This is a genomic window from Paenibacillus sp. FSL W8-0439 (assembly GCF_038008995.1).
GTDB classification, from domain to species: Bacteria; Bacillota; Bacilli; order Paenibacillales; family Paenibacillaceae; genus Paenibacillus; species Paenibacillus polymyxa.
Map to the genome: position 1 here is coordinate 1615635 of NZ_JBBPAK010000001.1, position 17175 is coordinate 1632809.

Sequence of the window (17175 nt, forward strand, 5' to 3'; positions counted from 1 at the left end):
AACAGAATGAGGCAATCAAAACGTGCCGCTGGGCAATAGACCAGGATGAATAGACCCATATGGCGCTAAAAATATATGTAAGGCGGCTAAGAAAGTCGCTCATTACCAAATATGCGAGTTTAACAACCCGACGTTATTTCTTTTCAACCGCGACTACGTAAGGCGAAGCGTCTCGTTGTAATTGACGGTAAATAATGCTTTGACCGCTGGAGACTGGGAGGGCAGAAGCCCATTGAAGGACCGCTTCCGCTTCTTCCCTGCCTCCGGCGTGTCCTGGATATAATACGGCAGTCAAAATACCGCGCGGGCGCAGCAAATGCAAGGCAGCTTCAAGTGCGACGAGCGTGCTGTCTGTATGTGTGATAACCGTAAGATCGGCGCCTTCGGACGGCAAGTAGCCAAGGTTAAACATGACAGCAGCCACTTTACCATGCAGCAGATCTGGAACGGCCTCCCGCATTTGCTCATGGCCTTGCAGCAATAGTGATACTTCTGCTAATGAAGAGGAAGAATCTTCTTCTAGCCGACGACGAGCGTAATCCAAAGCTGCCTGCTGGATATCGAACCCATAGACGCGGCCCCGTTTGCCAGCAGCTTTAGCCAGAAACAACGTATCGGCTCCTGTGCCGACAGTGGCGTCTATAGCAGTATCGCCTGGCTGCACCCGCGCAGCTACTAATTGATGAGCATAGCTCAGAACAGACAGGAATCCCATTTAAGATTTCCTCCAGTATTTTCCCTGCCACGTTTCACGTGATTTCAGTTCATTATCAATGCCGTTAAGAACTTCCCATTTTTTAAGCGACCACATAGGCCCCATCAGTAAATCACGTGGTGCATCTCCGGTCAACCGATGAACGATCATTTCAGGGGGTAAAAACTCCAGGGTATCTACAATGAGCTTAATGTACTCGTCCTTTTCCAGAAAGCGTAGCAATCCGGCTTCGTACTGCTTGACCATTGGCGTTTTACGCATGAGGTGCAGGAGATGGATTTTGATGCCCTGCACATCCATAGCAGCTACTGCACGTCCTGTATCGAGCATCATTTCATGCGTCTCCTGCGGTAGACCATAAATGATGTGGGCGCACACACGGATATTCCGCTTACGTAGCTTTTCTACAGCATCCAGATAGCACTGAGTATCATGAGCACGATTAATCACCTCAGAGGTCGATTCATGGACAGTTTGCAGGCCCATTTCGACCCACAGGTACGTGCGTTCGTTCAGCTCGGCTAGATAATCGACTACATCATCAGGCAGGCAATCGGGACGTGTAGCGATGGACAGACCGACAACACCGGGCTGTTCCAAAATAACCTCGAAATATTCTCGTAGTTCCTCAACCGGGGCATACGTATTGGTGTAGGCTTGAAAATAGCCAATATATTTAGCATTGGGCCATTTTAAATGCTGGCGATCCCGAATCGTATTGAACTGGGTGACCAAATCATCGCGGCGACGTCCGGCAAAATCACCTGATCCGCGTGCACTGCAAAAGGTACAACCCCCTTTGGCAATGGATCCATCGCGATTTGGACAAGTAAAACCCGCATCCAGCATGACTTTAAACACTTTATTTTGAAATTGCTCGCGCATTTCGTAATTCCATGTATGGAACCGTTTATCTCCCCACAGGAGAGGAGCAGGCAACAAATCTGTTTTCATGGGAGGACTCCTTTTTTTACGATCACCCTATTGTAACAAAATTCAATCTTAAATGGGAATCACTTGACCGAGAAAGTCATTAAAAAGTGCGGATTTTATCGCTTTCCGGATTGAAAAAGGTTACACAATATGTTATATTGTAAGCGGTACCAGACATATGATAAAAGGACTGTTTTTAATCCTGAAGATAAAAACTTATCAGCCGCTAATGATTATTCTTCAGGGAGGCAGCTATGCTGTTTCTATCGCCTGCTTTAGGGGAAGTGCACGTCGGTTCCATCACAAATAACCCGTGAGGTGATCTTTTATGAATACGCAGGATAAGACGCGTATGGATAAAGTTACTGTTGAGTTAACCTTTGATGAGGCGTTAGCATTGACTGGTGTCCGTTTTGGGCAGGATCGTCAGATTGGAACGGCTGCACGTCAAAAAATCAGAGCCGCTTGCCAAAAGACAATTGATTTTTCACCTGCTGATGGGGTAGACTATGAACAATTAAACTAGTTGGACCCCAATCCAAATATATTGAAAAAGGAATTTCATTTCCGTATCTTCAAGCGGGGGTGGAATTCCTTTTTCCTTGATAACAGAGCATATGGAGGAGTAACATGCGTTTACGCGGAAGAAAAGGAATACGTGAAAGTCTGGAAGAACAGCAAGATCTGGTCATCTTGGAGCCATCACAGTATAAGGGGAAATGGCAGCAGCTTTTTGGTAATGATCGTCCCATTCATGTGGAATTTGGTATGGGTAAAGGGCAATTTATAAGCCAAATGAGCTACCGAAATCCAGAGGTTAACTATATCGGATTTGATATGTATGATGAGCTGGTTCGCCGTGCTACGGAAAAGTCCCGCCTGGCCTGGAGTGATTCAGAGGTTGTTACACCGCCCAATATCAAATTGGCACTGGCAAACATCGAACAGATCGAGAATGTTTTCGAACCAGGGGAAGTAGAACGCATTTATCTGAATTTTAGTGATCCCTGGCCTAAAGCCAAGCATGCTCGCCGTCGTTTGACGCATCCGCGTTTTTTGGACAAGTATCGTCAGCTTTTGAATAGCAGAGGACAAATTCATTTTAAGACGGATTCGGAGACATTGTTTGAGTTTTCTCTGAATTCATTCGCTGACAGCGGTCTGCAAATGACGAATATTTCGTTAAACCTTCATCGTGATGGAATCAATGAGGAGCATGTCATGACGGAATATGAACAAAAGTTCATGGGTAAAGGTATGAATATTCATCGCGTCGAGGTGCTGATTGGTAAAGACGCTTTGGAAGAGTACGGAAAAACACGGCTTGAAAAATACGGAAAGTAAAAGCAGACAAAATAAATAAAGTAAACAAGACAGGGTGCTTCCTTTTAGGAAAGCACCCTGTTCGGTTCCAGTATATCCAAAATACTCTGTGCGCTCTGAAGAGGATAATATCGCGCTATATTATGAATGTGCTCCTGTCGCTTGCGAACGATTTCTGGAAAATCGTATAGCAGTCGGTTCATCCATTTAACGACAACATCCAGCGAAGTAATCGGTTCTCCGAAGCCTTGAGCCGTAAAATACTGACAATTTTCCTCCTCCTGTCCAGGGAGAGGCTTGTGAAACAGCATCGGAATCCCTTTGGCCAACCCCTCGGTGCATGTCATTCCGCCGGGTTTGGTAATGAGCAAATTCGATACTTCCATTAATTTGTCGATTTCCCGTGTGAATCCGAAAATATGAATATTTGGATGATTAAACCGGGGATCTAGCTCCATTTTACGACGAATTTTATCATTATGCCCCAAACAAAAAATAAATTGAATCTTTTCTCTCCAATCGGTAAGTGAACGATGTATAAATTCGTCATTCATCAGGCCCCAGCCGCCGCCCATAACAAGTACTGTCGGGATGGGTTTAAGTCCAAATTGTTCTCTGATTTCATCGTGCCCTGGATGTTCCCAAAAATTGGGATGCACCGGAATGCCGGTCACCTGGATTTTTGATACGGGTACTCCACGCGCGCGCAGCTTACGCATGACTTCAGGCGTAGATACAAAGTACCGGTCAACCTCAGGACTAATCCATGTTCCATGTGCATCGTAGTCTGTTATGACGGTACACAGCGGGACATGTAGACCTAAGCGCTTCAAACGTGAAATGACCGCGCTTGGGATGGGGTGAGTACATACCACCAAATCGGGACGAAGCTGCCGAAGAATATTTCGGGTCTGTGTGTAGAACAGACGGTGCAAAGCGAGCGTTGTAAGACGGTTTAATGATTTTTTGTATTGATGACGGTAAACCAATCCGACTAGGCGAGGCTGCGATACAACAGTCTTCTTGTATGCTGTAATAATGAGCGGGGCCATTCTCGGATTCAAAAAGCTCCCCAGCTCCAGCACTCTTGTCTGCACATCCGGAGAAAGCTTCCGCAAGCTGCTTGAGAGCGCGTAGGCAGCTTGAGTATGTCCGGCACCGAAACCTTCCGATAATAATAACACTCGTTTTTTAGCCACTCTCATTTCACCTGTTCCTGCTGGGATGTTCTCAATCATACCATATCGGCTTTAAGGCCAGAATGCAACCGTTCCTATTGCTGCAGACGTTCCGATGACTGCTCCTGCAAGTACATCCGTGGGATAGTGAAGCCCCAGATAAATTCGAGAAAAACCTACAATTATCGCTACTGGCAACAGCAACAGTGCTAGCATGGGTGACTGCAGCATAAAAGGAACGGTAGCCGAAAAAATTGCGGTCGTGTGTCCTGAGGGAAAAGAATGATCCGACAGGGGATTGCGAAATGTATTCGTACCTGGTAGCGCCAAGTACGGACGTATCCGCGGATACAGCTTTTTAACGATAGCCACGGGGATGTGACTGACCGCAAGAGCGATAGCTCCTTTCATGCCGGAATCTTTCCATGGATACGGAGCGAGCCACCAGATAAGAAGCGTAGAGGCTATAGTAAAGGTAGCGCCGCCTAAATGTGTGAGATAGTACAGCCAAAAGTTCAAAAAACGGTTGTGTAAGCGCCCGTTGATCCATTTGAACAATCGCTGCTCCAGATTTACAAGTTTTACGACTAGACGTTGCATTTGGTTTCCTCCGGTTGCCGGTTCAGGTCTGTCGGCAAATATTTTGAATCAATTTGACAGAATCAGATCTAAGTAATTATTCTCTTGCTCTCATCATATTTTTAAACGCTGTTCATTTCAAGAATCACCACTTATCTGGTTCAATTCTACACAAAAATGTTAATGGAATATAAGCAGTATTGTATAACTTTCTTTGCGTTCATCCGTCTAATAAGATAGAGTGATTAGAAGTGGTTGCTAATTGGCCCACAAAAAGGAGGGACCAAAGAAATAAAAAGTTAGCAAATGGATGAAAATAAGACCTAAGCGTCATGAATGAAAGGTCCAGCGCCGCATTCTCGGTTCAAACGGGAATTTGTCGTGTTTTTTTGCTGCTGAGACCCGTTTAGGGGCTTTGACAAAAGATTGAAAACCAACGAAAATCGTAATGGCATTCCTGTGTCAGCCAAAAGGGGGCTGCGCAGAGCCGAAAGAAGAAAGCAAGGGTCGGGTCAAAACTACAGAAAAGGCGCACAAAGCGCCGCAACTTGCGCTACACAGATAGAAAACAGACAAACGCAAGATTTTTAAAGGGGTATAAAAAGGGGGTAACAAGAGATCATGTTAGACGCTATTTTTGTGACGCTCCAGATTATACTGGCGTTGATCGCAGTCTATCAGTTTGCATTCTCCTTGTTCGGATTGGTTCGCAAGAAAAGGAAAGAGCAGGCGGCTCCAGAAAAATCATTTGCCATTTTAGTCGCTGCCCACAATGAAGAACAAGTTGTCGGAGCATTGATGGAAAATCTAAAGCAGCTTGACTATCCAAAGGAGCTGTACGACGTATTCGTAATCTGTGATAACTGCACAGATAAGACAGCGGACATCGTTCGTGCTCACGGCATGAATGCATGTGAACGTACGAATCCGAATTTGCGTGGTAAAGGCTATGCTATTGAGTGGATGCTCAAGGAGCTATGGGCTATGCCGCGTCAATATGATGCCATTGTCATGTTTGATGCTGACAATTTGGCGCATACCAATTTCTTGAGCGAAATGAACAATGACTTGTGCTCAGGCGCCCGTGTTATCCAGGGATACATTGATACTAAGAATCCTGAGGACTCTTGGATCACAGCCGCATACGGGGTATCTTATTGGTACATCAACCGTTTGTGGCAGTTGTCACGTCACAACCTGAATATGGCTAATTTCCTCGGTGGTACAGGCATGTGCTTTGAAACAAATCTGCTCAAGGAAATGGGCTGGGGTGCAACGAGTCTGGTAGAGGATTTGGAATTCACTATGCGTTGTACACAACGCAACGTATATCCAAGATTTAATTACGATGCCAAGGTGTATGATGAGAAGCCGTTGACGTTCAAAGCTTCGTCCAGACAGCGTCTGCGCTGGATGCAAGGTCACTTTACGGTTGCTCGTCGTTATTTCTTCCCGTTGCTGTGGCAGAGTATCAAGCATAGAAGCCTGATTAAATTCGATATGGCTCTTTATGGTCTAAACGTGTATATCGTACTGTTTACCTTCTTGATGACAGTAGCGATGTGGGTAGATATTGCATTATTTGGTGGACCCAATATTGAAAATATCTACGTACAATTCCCTGCTTGGACCGGTTTTGTGGCTGTGGGGCTGAATATTGTTACCTTTTTGATCGCGATGATCTTGGAAAAGGTCACGTTCAAAAAAGTATATTTGTACTTGCTGCTGTTCCCGGTCTATCTGATTTCGTGGTATCCGATTACGTTCTATGCGTTCTTTACACAGAACAACAAGCAATGGAGCCACACCCAGCATACGCGTGTCGTTCGTCTGGAAGAGGTTCAGAGCAAGCAAGGTTAATGGACGATAAAGTAAAACTTTGTGTCCTACAGAGGCTGGGCTTCAACTGTTTTTATAAAAGTGTTGACGACTCAGTAGTAACATGATATGATATTTGAGTATGTTAATTGAAAAGTATGGATTAACAAGTAGAAGGACCGACTTCTCACCTGTCCGGTATTGCCGGCTGGTCATGATCCAATGATTTGTGAATTGAACTTTCATGATGAATTGAGTATCAGACAGGGATGTCGGCTGCATAGTCGTCATCCCTTTTTTGTGCTTAAACACAATACAACAATAACAGGTTCTGGAGGTGGAGGGTTATTAGTAAGGAACATATGATCAATGATGAGATTCGAGTGAGAGAAGTACGTCTAGTTGGTGCAAACGGGGAACAAATCGGGATTAAACCGACTCGTGAAGCTTTGCAAATGGCGATTGACGCAAACTTGGATCTCGTGAACGTGGCGCCTCAAGCGAAGCCGCCCGTGTGTCGGATTATGGATTACGGAAAATTCCGCTATGAGCAACAAAAGAAAGAAAAGGAAGCCCGTAAAAACCAGAAGATCGTTGACATCAAAGAGGTATGGTTCCGTTCCAACATCGAGGAACATGACTACCAAACCAAGTTTCGCAATGTGGTGAAGTTCCTGAATGAAGGGGACAAGGTGAAATGCTCTGTTCGTTTCCGTGGTCGCGAAATTACCCATGCTAATGTGGGGCAAAAAATTCTCGAACGTGTGAAAACGGAAGTTGCTGATCTTTGTACCGTGGAGCGCCAACCCAAGCTCGAAGGACGCAGCATGATTATGATATTGGCTCCAAAGAGTCAATGACAAATTAAGGAGGAAGTTCAATGCCAAAAATGAAAACACATAGCAGCCTTAAAGGCCGCTTCAAAATTACCGGTACTGGTAAAGTAACGCGTTACAAAGCTTACAGAAACCATTTGCTTTCCCACAAATCCAAACGTGCAAAACGCGTTCTGGGTACTAACCCTGAGATGGCACCTGGGGACGTTAGACGTTTGAAACAAGGTCTTGCTAACCTGAAATAGCATAAGCACGGCAATAAATAAAGTATAAACATTATTTGGGAGGTCTTTTGATATGGCAAGAGTAAAGGGCGGATTCGTCGTTCGTCGTCGTCATAAAAAAGTATTGAAGCTTGCTAAAGGTTATTTTGGTTCCAAACACCGCATTTTTAAAACAGCTAACGAGCAGGTAATGAAATCGCTTGTTTACGCATACCGTGACCGTCGTCAGACGAAACGTAACTTCCGCAGACTGTGGATCGTGCGTATCAACGCAGCAGCTCGTTTGAATGGTTTGTCTTACAGCAAATTGATGCACGGTCTGAAATTGGCTGGTGTAGACATTAACCGTAAAATCTTGGCTGATCTTGCAGTCAATGATATTAATGCATTCAACTCTTTGGCAACTGTTGCTAAAGGTAAAATCAACGCTTAATTAAGGCGTGAAAACCACGGAAGTGGTAACAAAGGTGTCCCGAGCAGTACGCTGTGTAGGGACGCCTTTTTTTGTACATACTTAACATTAAAAAAGACTTCATTTTCTTCAAAATACGAATAAATATGACGTATGATGATAGAATGTATGGTTTTTTTAACTTTGTAACGCTTACATTTTTGAAATTCTAAAAAAAATTGACCCAAGGTTATTAATTGTCTAGATTTTAGCCGATCATAATTGTATAATCTCTAAAGTAAGTCTTCTGTACGATCTGTCTCGTCAGTAAATGACATGAAAATGAAATACATTTTCTAAAGAAAAGAGACAGTCCAGGGATCTAACACTAAGGGGGAACAGTATCAGCATGAAGAAATTGTTTAGTATGTCTTTGGTTATGCTGCTGGCGATCTCGGTCATTCTCGCAGGCTGCGGTAACAAAAATCAAGGTGCTTCCAATGCAAATGGTGGAGAAGCAGGCGGTTCTGCCAAAACATCAAATGTCCAACTTGGCATGGTTACAGATGTGGGCGGAGTAAACGACAAATCGTTTAACCAATCTGCTTGGGAGGCACTTCAAGCTATTGAGAAAGAATCAGGCGTTAAAGTTAAATACCTGCAAAGTAAATCCGACCAAGATTATATTCCTAACCTGAACCAATTCGTTAAAGGTGATTTTAACCTGACTTGGGGTATCGGTTTTAATCTGGCGAATGCGATTGGACAAGTAGCAAAAGACAATCCGAACAAAAATTTGGCGATCATTGACAGTGTTGTGGATGCGCCTAATGTCAAATCGGTTGTATTTGCTGAAAATGAAGGTTCCTTCCTGGTAGGGGTTGTAGCTGGTAAGCTTACTAAAACAAACAAAATTGGTTTTGTGGGTGGACAAGATAGCCCGTTGATCAAACGTTTTGAAAAAGGGTTTGAAGCAGGGATTAAGGCTGTAAATCCAAAAGCACAACTGATTGTGAACTATACGGGTGCGTTTGATAAGCCGGATTTAGGTAAAGCTGCAGCAGCAACGATCTACAACGATGGTGCAGATATTATTTTCCATGCAGCTGGCGGATCAGGAACAGGCGTATTTAACGAAGCACTTGCACGTAAGCAGCAAGGTCAGCAAGTATGGGTTATCGGCGTAGATAAAGACCAATCCCTTGAGTTTGGTGATGAAGTAACATTAACGTCGATGGTAAAACGCGTAGATGAAGCAGTAAAACGCGTATCCCAAGAAGTAATTGACGGTAAGTTTAAGGGCGGTGTCGAAACACTGGCTCTGAAGGATAACGGAATTGGTTTGGCAGATACATCTACGAAAAACGTTCCTAAAGACGTGCTTGATCTTGTAGAACAATACAAGCAAAAAATCATTAAAGGCGAAATTACAGTTCCTTCGAAATAAGTTAGGTGAAGAACATAAAGGTGGCGACAAGGCTGGTTCATAAGACTAGCCTTGTTCTTACGTCTGGAGTTATAAGATTATAACGGTCAAAATCAGCTCATTGGAGCACATACTATAAAGTGTATAAGGGTGATCTCATGGATGCAGCGACCCCCGTCGTTGAGTTAAAGCAAATTACAAAACGATTCCCCGGCATCGTTGCCAACGACTCCATCAGCATCAAGCTGCATAAAGGAGAAATTCACGCCCTTTTGGGTGAGAATGGCGCGGGCAAATCTACGCTTATGAATATTCTTTTCGGACTGTATCAGCCGGATGAAGGGACCATTGAAATGGGAGGGAACCCCGTACAGATTGATAGTCCAAATAAGGCAATTGATCTGGGGATCGGCATGGTGCATCAGCATTTTAAGCTCGTACAGCCGTTTACCGTAACCGAAAATATTGTCCTTGGGTCGGAGCCACGTAAGGGTCTGAAAATCAATTATAAAAAGGCTGCCGCAGAAGTACAGCGGTTGTCTGAACAATACGGACTTCAGGTAAATCCGAATGCCAAAATTGAGGATATATCTGTTGGTATGCAACAGCGTGTGGAAATTATCAAAACGCTTTATCGCGGTGCAGATATTCTAATTTTTGATGAGCCAACAGCGGTGCTGACACCACAGGAAATCTCTGAGTTGCTGGACATTATGAAGCGCTTAGTAGCTGAAGGCAAATCAATTATTCTTATCACTCATAAACTCAAAGAAATTATGCAAATTGCAGATACGGTTACGATTATTCGCCGAGGTAAAGTTATTGACACGGTTAAAACATCTGAAACAACACCAAATGAGTTGGCGGAGAAAATGGTGGGCCGTCGTGTGTCCTTTAAAGTGGATAAGAAGCTTGCTCAACCAGGACAAACTGTACTGGAAATGAACAAAGTAATTTCTAAAAACAAGGATGGCATTCATGTTCTGAATGAATTGAACCTGCAGGTCAAGGCCGGCGAGATTTTGGGGATTGCCGGAGTAGACGGCAATGGACAGAGTGAGCTAATAGAAGCTTTGACAGGCTTGCGCAAGGTGGATAGCGGAAGTATCCGTTTGCTCGGAACAGAACTGGCAAATCAGCCACCGCGCAAAATTTCAGAGGCAGGCGTTTCACATATACCGGAGGATCGCCATAAGCATGGGTTGGTGCTCGATTTTTCCATGAGTGAAAATATGGTGCTGGAGACGTATTATCAGGCGCCTTACAGTAAAAATGGCTTCTTGAACAAGGACGCTATAGAAAAACAGGCAAAAAGTCTTATTGAGAAGTTTGATGTTAGAACACCAGATATTCATACCAAGGCAAGATCGCTATCTGGTGGAAATCAGCAAAAGGCAATCATAGCACGTGAAATTGATAAAAACCCAGACCTTCTCATTGCGGCGCAGCCTACACGCGGGCTGGATGTCGGAGCTATTGAATTTGTCCAGAAACAATTGATTGCTCAGCGGGATCAAGGTAAAGCGGTACTGCTCATTTCTTTTGAGCTGGACGAGATTATGAATGTATCCGATCGAATTGCTGTTATTTATGAGGGTAAGATTGTCGGGGAAGTGCTGCCTGAAGAAACGAATGACCAGGAACTGGGGCTAATGATGGCAGGAAGTGCAGTGAAGAAAGGAGTAGAGAATGGCTAACCTATTGAAAATATTCACAAAAGACTCCTTTGTTCTGGCTCTGGTCTCTATTATTCTAGGCCTCATTCTGGGTGCTATCGTGATGTTGATTGGCGGGTATGATCCTATTGTGGCTTATTCCGCTTTGTTTAGCCGTGTGTACGGAGATTCCTACAATTTTGGCGAAGCGATCCGTGAGATGACACCGTTGATTTTAACAGGCTTGGCATTTGCTTTTGCGGCCCGTGCCGGGTTGTTTAACATCGGTGGCGAAGGTCAGTTTTTGGTCGGTATGACAGCTGCTTCGATTGTAGGTATCAAACTTCATGGGCTGCCTGCTATCCTTCATGCACCGCTGGCTGTGATCGCAGGAGCTGTTTTCGGAGGCTTGTGGGCTGCGATTGCTGGCTATTTGAAGGCCAAGCGAGGCGTGAACGAAGTTATTACATGTATTATGATGAACTGGATCGGTCTGTATTTGGCTAATTTGGTAATTAATCAGTTCGCACTTATGGAAGGTGAAAATCGCTCTGTGGATATCCAACCTTCCGCTTCTATTTCCATTGACTGGTTGTCCCAGATGATGGGGAATGCTCGAGTTCATTGGGGCACAGTTATTGCTGTGCTGGCGGCAGTGTTTTTCTATATTTTCATGTGGAAAACAAAGCAGGGCTATGAGCTTCGGGCTGTCGGATTTAATCAGGATGCATCCCGTTATGCAGGTATGAATGTAAATCGTAATATCATAAAAGCGATGTTTATTAGTGGTGTTTTTGCCGGATTGGCTGGCGCTTTTGAGGTGCTGGGGGTTTTCCATTATCAATCTGTCATGGCAGGATCACCAGGAACCGGCTTTGACGGTATCGCTGTGTCTTTGATCGGGATGAATAATCCGTTCGGTGTGTTGCTCGGTTCTGTTTTGTTCGGAACGCTCACGTATGGTTCTGCGGGGATGAGCTTTAGCGCGGATGTACCGCCAGAAATTATCCGGGTAGTTATTGGCTCGATTATTTTCTTCATTGCGGCCCAAGGTATTGTGCGTTGGGTTGTAAAGCCGCTCTACTCCAAGCGGAAGAAAGAGAAGGTGTTGTAAAATGAGTTGGTTAACACTTGGTGAATTAATCCATACAACGCTCGTTTTTGCGACGGCGATTATTTTTGCGTCTCTTGGCGGAGTTTTTTCGGAAAAATCCGGTGTAACGAATCTTGGACTGGAAGGTCTTATGGTGTTTGGTGCGTTTGCGGCAGGTGTGGGCGGATTTTATGCTGAGCAAGCAGGATTAGGTGGCACCTCTGCGGCTTGGGTAGGTGTGCTGTCAGCTGCGGTGTTCGGTATTCTGGTTTCGCTAATTCATGCTGTAGCCTCTATTACGTTCAAGGCTGATCAGGTAATCAGCGGGATTGTCATTAACTTTCTGGCAGCAGGTAGTACGCTGTACATGGTTAAGCTGTTATTTGAGGGTGATGGGGACACCGGCCGAATTCAAGGTTTTAACGAGATATCCATTCCTTATCTTGTGGATATTCCGATTGCAGGAAAAGCATTCTTCCAAGCCTATCCAACGACATATCTAGCTATTCTATTAGTTATTATCGGCTACTTTACTTTGTATAAAACTCCGTTTGGCTTGCGTTTGCGTTCAGTAGGGGAGCATCCGGGTGCAGCCGATACAGTGGGGATCAAAGTCAATCGCCTTCGTTACATCGGTGTTATGATTAGTGGTGCGTTGGCTGGGATTGGTGGAGCTACGATCACTTTGACTACAACCAATATGTTCTCACATAATACCGTTTCAGGGCAGGGCTATATTGCTATTGCGGCTATGATTTTCGGTAAATGGAATCCGCTCGGTGCTTTTGGAGCGGCAGTGTTTTTCGGTTTTTCACAAGCCATTCGCAACTATGTGCAGTTGTTTGCATGGTCGCAAAGTATTCCCCAGGAAATTATTTTTATGTTGCCGTATCTCCTGACAATTATTGTGCTGGTAGCGGCAGTTGGACGTTCACGTGCTCCGGCCGCTTTGGGTCAACTGTATGATCCAAGCAAGCGTTAATGACTCATAGACAACTAATGTTTTTAAATACACATATTGGTGTATATGAAAATCTGGTATCTGCATGTGCAGGTACCAGATTTTTTTTACATTGTGCAGGCATTTAAACATACGCTTATGGCTTGAATGGAATAGACTGTGCTATGCAGATTGGACGGACGCTCGGCCCCTGTCAGCTCCAGTCTATTTTGTGGTGGTGGTGAGCTATCAAGGAGCCGTTCAATCTGTCCATCCGTTGAGAAAGAAGGAGGAAATACGATGAAACAGGCAGTAACCAGAAAGCAGGTGGAGAAGCTTGTCGGCAAAGTCATCTTCGCTACACGTAAGGATGGCTCTCGGGTCAGTGGCAAGCTGATTCGCATTTCGGGTAACAGACTGATTCTCCAACCAAACCGTAAGAAAAAAGTAAACACGAAAGCGATTATTCCTCTGGTGCTTTTTGATTTGCTGGCCATTGGCACAGCTCCATACGTGGGTGCCTACGGTGGCTACGGTCCAGGTTATGGAGGACCAGGTTATGGAGGTCCAGGATATGGTCCGCAATATGGACCGTACACAGACGGGGGCTACCCCGGGGTAGGCAATCCTTTTTACCCTAACTTTTTTTAGTTTTACAAAATCCTGAGCCCGAAAACCATATTTTTCACAGTGACTTTTCGAGTTCGTGACATCGGCTTAGAGCCACGTATCGTAGCATATGATATTGATGACGTAGATAAAAATGGATCCCTCGCACATTGTCTTCGTCCACCATCACTTTAGCCCGCTTGCAACGTCGCAATCGGCCATATTGCTCGGCATACTCCAGCAACTTTTTTCCGTATCTTTTACCTTGCTGAGCCGAAGAGATTGCGATCAAATCAATGTATAATAGTTCTCCATGCAGCATAACATGAATGAAGCCAACAACCTGTGCATTATCCGGTCTGCAAGCTACAAAAGTGATGCCCCGGTTTAAGCGCCGGGGTAATTCTTTGCGTATTTGATCCATTTCCTGGGCACTTAAATGCGATAGGGGGACAAGCTCTTGCTCGATTAGACGAAAGATCATTTTGTCATCTTGGGCGCATCGTTTGCGAATCATAAACGGGCCTCCTTTTTTACCCTTTTAACAAGATATGTCATGGCTTCGGAGGAGTACAAAGTCTCACTGTGCGGTCTTTTTTATCATATGCGGGCACCTCTTACAAGCGTGCGACTCAAAGGTGCTTAAGAAGAGAAACATAAATTTTTATGAAATATGGGTATTGACTATCCCAGATGGGGGACATATAATGTGTCTAAACATTTGAAAGAATGACATGAACACAACGGCAATGAAGAGGACGAAGTGATTAGGGCTCTTTTGTTCAGAGAGTGAGGCATTAGCTGCAAGCTTCACCAAAATCCCTTTTTAACGAGCTCACCTTGGAGCTGTTTTCCTGAAAAGTATTTGGGCCCAATGATATTAACGGTGCGCTGAATCGCCTATTAGGGAAAATCGTACGGTCTACGTTACAGACGTCAGATATGGAGATCCTTTGTGATTTCTGTACCTACTAAGGTTCGATATTGCAAAATATCGGGCAAACACGGGTGGTACCACGGAAGCTACAGCCTTTCGTCCCTCAGTAACAGCAAGTCTGTTCTAGGGATGAAAGGTTTTTTTGTTTTCACAAATGTCAGCTGTATGTAAATTTTGTAAAGGAGGATGACCAATGAGTGCACAAATTCCTGAAGTTAGGTCAACCGATGAATTACGTGAAAAGTGGATGAAACCTGAAGTGATTACAGGTTCGGAAATTTTACTCCGTAGCCTTTTGCTGGAGGGAGTGGATTGTGTCTTCGGATATCCTGGTGGTGCGGTGCTTTATATCTATGATGCCATGTACGGCTTCAAGGATTTCAAGCATGTCCTCACTCGTCACGAGCAAGGAGCTATTCATGCGGCAGATGGTTATGCACGGGCAAGCGGTAAAGTTGGTGTCTGTATCGCGACTTCCGGACCTGGAGCAACAAACTTGGTAACTGGCATTGCGACGGCTTATATGGATTCGGTGCCGTTGGTGGTCATCACGGGCAACGTTGTATCTTCCCTGATCGGTACAGATGCTTTCCAGGAAGCTGATATCACGGGAATTACAATGCCGATTACGAAGCACAGCTATCTGGTGAGAGATGTAGAGGATCTGCCGCGAATCATCCATGAGGCATTTCATATTGCCAACACAGGCAGAAAAGGACCAGTACTGATTGATATTCCGAAGGACATTTCTGCAGCGCAGACATTGTTTGTTCCACAGACAGAGCCTGTGACCATGCGGGGTTACAACCCGAAAGTATTGCCCAACAAAATTCAACTAGACAAGCTAACTCAAGCTATTGCCGAAGCAGAACGTCCATTCATTCTGGCAGGTGGTGGAGTTGTATACTCCGGCGGACATGAAGCACTTTACGAGTTTGTTCGTAAAACGGAAATTCCGATTGCGACAACATTGCTTGGATTGGGAGGATTCCCAAGTGGACATGAACTCTGGACAGGGATGCCGGGAATGCACGGAACATACACTTCCAACCAGGCGATTCAGCAGTCAGATCTACTGATCTGTATCGGTGCCCGCTTTGATGATCGGGTGACTGGCAAGTTGGATGGATTTGCTCCTCAGGCAAAGATCGTACACATTGATATCGACCCTGCGGAAATTGGAAAAAATGTGGCCGCGGATATTCCAATCGTAGGCGATGTGAAAGCAGTATTGGAATTGCTGAATCAGGATGTGAAACGCGCAGACCTGGCTGATGCATGGAGAGCGCAAATTCAGCAATGGAAGGCAGAGAAGCCTTATTCTTATAAGGATTCTGAAACGGTGCTTAAGCCACAATGGGTTATCGAATTGTTGGATAAAACGACCAAGGGTGGAGCAATCGTTACGACGGACGTAGGACAGCATCAAATGTGGGCAGCACAGTATTATAAATTTAATCAGCCACGCTCATGGGTTACCTCTGGCGGACTGGGTACGATGGGATTTGGTTTCCCTTCTGCCATCGGCGCTCAGATGGCCAATCCCGACAGATTGGTAATATCGATTAACGGAGACGGCGGTATGCAGATGTGTTCGCAGGAATTAGCCATCTGTGCAATCAATAACATTCCGGTCAAAATCGTAATCATTAACAACCAGGTACTTGGAATGGTTCGCCAATGGCAAGAATTGATCTATAACAATCGGTACAGTCACATTGATCTGGCTGGAAGCCCGGATTTTGTGAAACTGGCCGAAGCATACGGTGTCAAAGGACTGCGTGCTACGAATAAGGAAGAAGCACGTCGGGCTTGGCAGGAGGCGCTTGATACACCCGGACCGGTCGTTGTCGAGTTTGTAGTCAGCAAGGAAGAAAATGTATATCCGATGGTGACGCAAGGTTCGACCATTGATCAAATGCTGATGGGGGACGAGTAAAATGACGACGAAAAATACCATTGCTGTACTGGTAAATGATCATCCCGGCGTTTTGCAACGTGTATCTGGACTGTTTGGCCGCCGTGGCTTTAACATTGAGAGCATCACCGTCGGTCAATCGGAAGAAGCTGGATTATCCCGTATGGTCATAGTGACTGTAGGGGATGAGAACAACCTGGAGCAGATTGAAAAGCAGCTTTACAAGCTGGTTGATGTGATCAAGGTCATCGATCTCAGTTCCAAGCCGATGGTTGCTCGGGAATTGGCAATGATTAAGGTGAAGGCTGAACCGCCCCAGCGACCAGAAATTATGGGCGTGGTAGAAACGTTCAGAGCAGCTGTAATTGATGTTGGAACGACGAGCTTAATCGTTCAGGTCATTGGCGATACCGAAAAAATTGATGCAATGATCGAATTGCTGAAGCCTTATGGTATTCGCGAGTTGACCCGAACCGGGGTTACAGCTATGATACGTGGCAATGCATAATTTGAAGCTTTAACGATTTACCGCTTATAGCGCATTACATCATTAAAGAACCGCCCGCATAAGAGCGGGTGCTCGAAGAGATTTTTAAATGC

18 protein-coding genes are annotated in these 17175 nt (G+C 45.0%); 13 read left to right on the plus strand and 5 right to left on the minus strand.

The window, feature by feature from the left end; genetic code table 11:
* Positions 1-133 precede the first annotated feature (133 nt).
* Together MKX36_RS06950 and MKX36_RS06955 are read right to left on the minus strand one after the other, a co-directional pair.
* Positions 134-715, minus strand: coding sequence for a class I SAM-dependent methyltransferase (locus MKX36_RS06950; RefSeq protein ID WP_044785870.1), 582 nt, complete (start codon positions 713-715; stop codon positions 134-136).
* Positions 716-1669 carry a TIGR01212 family radical SAM protein gene (locus MKX36_RS06955; protein WP_290409001.1) on the minus strand — a complete coding sequence of 318 codons (954 nt, stop codon included), beginning with the start codon at positions 1667-1669 and terminating at the stop codon, positions 716-718.
* Positions 1670-1976: 307 nt separating this feature from the next.
* Here MKX36_RS06955 and MKX36_RS06960 point away from each other — a divergent pair, with 307 nt between their 5' ends.
* Positions 1977-2174 carry a hypothetical protein gene (locus tag MKX36_RS06960; protein ID WP_013370066.1) on the plus strand — a complete coding sequence of 66 codons (198 nt, stop codon included), beginning with the start codon at positions 1977-1979 and terminating at the stop codon, positions 2172-2174.
* Positions 2175-2278: 104 nt separating this feature from the next.
* Positions 2279-2992, plus strand: coding sequence for a tRNA (guanosine(46)-N7)-methyltransferase TrmB (gene trmB / locus MKX36_RS06965; protein ID WP_025364390.1), 714 nt, complete (start codon positions 2279-2281; stop codon positions 2990-2992).
* Positions 2993-3036: 44 nt separating this feature from the next.
* On the opposite strand, the gene MKX36_RS06970 is transcribed toward trmB, so the two are convergent.
* Together MKX36_RS06970 and MKX36_RS06975 are read right to left on the minus strand one after the other, a co-directional pair.
* Entirely contained in the window at positions 3037-4170 is a 1134-nt protein-coding gene (locus MKX36_RS06970) for an MGDG synthase family glycosyltransferase (protein WP_404925993.1), read from the minus strand.
* A 51-nt stretch (positions 4171-4221) separates the two neighbouring features.
* On the minus strand, positions 4222-4749 hold the full coding sequence (locus MKX36_RS06975) for a phosphatase PAP2 family protein (RefSeq protein ID WP_013370069.1): 528 nt from the start codon (positions 4747-4749) through the stop codon (positions 4222-4224).
* 600 nt (positions 4750-5349) lie between these two features.
* Between MKX36_RS06975 and MKX36_RS06980 the strand changes: the two genes are divergently transcribed.
* The 9 genes from MKX36_RS06980 to MKX36_RS07020 all read left to right on the plus strand — a co-directional run bounded on the left by MKX36_RS06980 (position 5350) and on the right by MKX36_RS07020 (position 13762).
* Positions 5350-6588 carry a glycosyltransferase family 2 protein gene (locus tag MKX36_RS06980; protein ID WP_017426627.1) on the plus strand — a complete coding sequence of 413 codons (1239 nt, stop codon included), beginning with the start codon at positions 5350-5352 and terminating at the stop codon, positions 6586-6588.
* Between the two features lie 320 nt (positions 6589-6908).
* Positions 6909-7406, plus strand: coding sequence for a translation initiation factor IF-3 (infC, locus tag MKX36_RS06985; RefSeq protein ID WP_007429515.1), 498 nt, complete (start codon positions 6909-6911; stop codon positions 7404-7406).
* 20 nt (positions 7407-7426) lie between these two features.
* Positions 7427-7627 (plus strand): 50S ribosomal protein L35, encoded by a 201-nt coding sequence (gene rpmI / locus MKX36_RS06990; RefSeq protein WP_007429516.1) that lies wholly within the window; start codon positions 7427-7429, stop codon positions 7625-7627.
* A 52-nt stretch (positions 7628-7679) separates the two neighbouring features.
* Positions 7680-8039, plus strand: coding sequence for a 50S ribosomal protein L20 (gene rplT, locus MKX36_RS06995; RefSeq protein WP_007429517.1), 360 nt, complete (start codon positions 7680-7682; stop codon positions 8037-8039).
* A gap of 367 nt (positions 8040-8406) precedes the next feature.
* Positions 8407-9444: a BMP family lipoprotein gene (locus MKX36_RS07000; protein ID WP_016820568.1), complete on the plus strand. Its 1038-nt coding sequence runs from the start codon at positions 8407-8409 to the stop codon at positions 9442-9444.
* Between the two features lie 137 nt (positions 9445-9581).
* Positions 9582-11120 (plus strand): ABC transporter ATP-binding protein, encoded by a 1539-nt coding sequence (locus tag MKX36_RS07005; protein WP_025364391.1) that lies wholly within the window; start codon positions 9582-9584, stop codon positions 11118-11120.
* On the plus strand, positions 11113-12192 hold the full coding sequence (locus MKX36_RS07010; protein WP_016820564.1) for an ABC transporter permease: 1080 nt from the start codon (positions 11113-11115) through the stop codon (positions 12190-12192). The genes MKX36_RS07005 and MKX36_RS07010 overlap by 8 nt, the downstream gene beginning before the upstream one ends.
* A 1-nt stretch (position 12193) precedes the next feature.
* A complete protein-coding gene (locus tag MKX36_RS07015; RefSeq protein ID WP_010349245.1) occupies positions 12194-13153 on the plus strand; it encodes an ABC transporter permease in 960 nt (319 codons plus the stop codon).
* Between the two features lie 258 nt (positions 13154-13411).
* Positions 13412-13762 carry a hypothetical protein gene (locus tag MKX36_RS07020; RefSeq protein WP_017426630.1) on the plus strand — a complete coding sequence of 117 codons (351 nt, stop codon included), beginning with the start codon at positions 13412-13414 and terminating at the stop codon, positions 13760-13762.
* Positions 13763-13796: 34 nt separating this feature from the next.
* Here the strand turns inward: MKX36_RS07020 and MKX36_RS07025 are convergent, their stop codons facing one another.
* Complete coding sequence (locus MKX36_RS07025) at positions 13797-14237, minus strand: GNAT family N-acetyltransferase (protein WP_016820557.1); 441 nt, start codon at positions 14235-14237, stop codon at positions 13797-13799.
* A 613-nt stretch (positions 14238-14850) separates the two neighbouring features.
* Between MKX36_RS07025 and ilvB the strand changes: the two genes are divergently transcribed.
* Positions 14851-16596: a biosynthetic-type acetolactate synthase large subunit gene (gene ilvB / locus MKX36_RS07030; protein ID WP_340864450.1), complete on the plus strand. Its 1746-nt coding sequence runs from the start codon at positions 14851-14853 to the stop codon at positions 16594-16596.
* A 1-nt stretch (position 16597) separates the two neighbouring features.
* Positions 16598-17083: an acetolactate synthase small subunit gene (gene ilvN, locus MKX36_RS07035; protein ID WP_016820552.1), complete on the plus strand. Its 486-nt coding sequence runs from the start codon at positions 16598-16600 to the stop codon at positions 17081-17083.
* Positions 17084-17175: the final 92 nt, after the last annotated feature.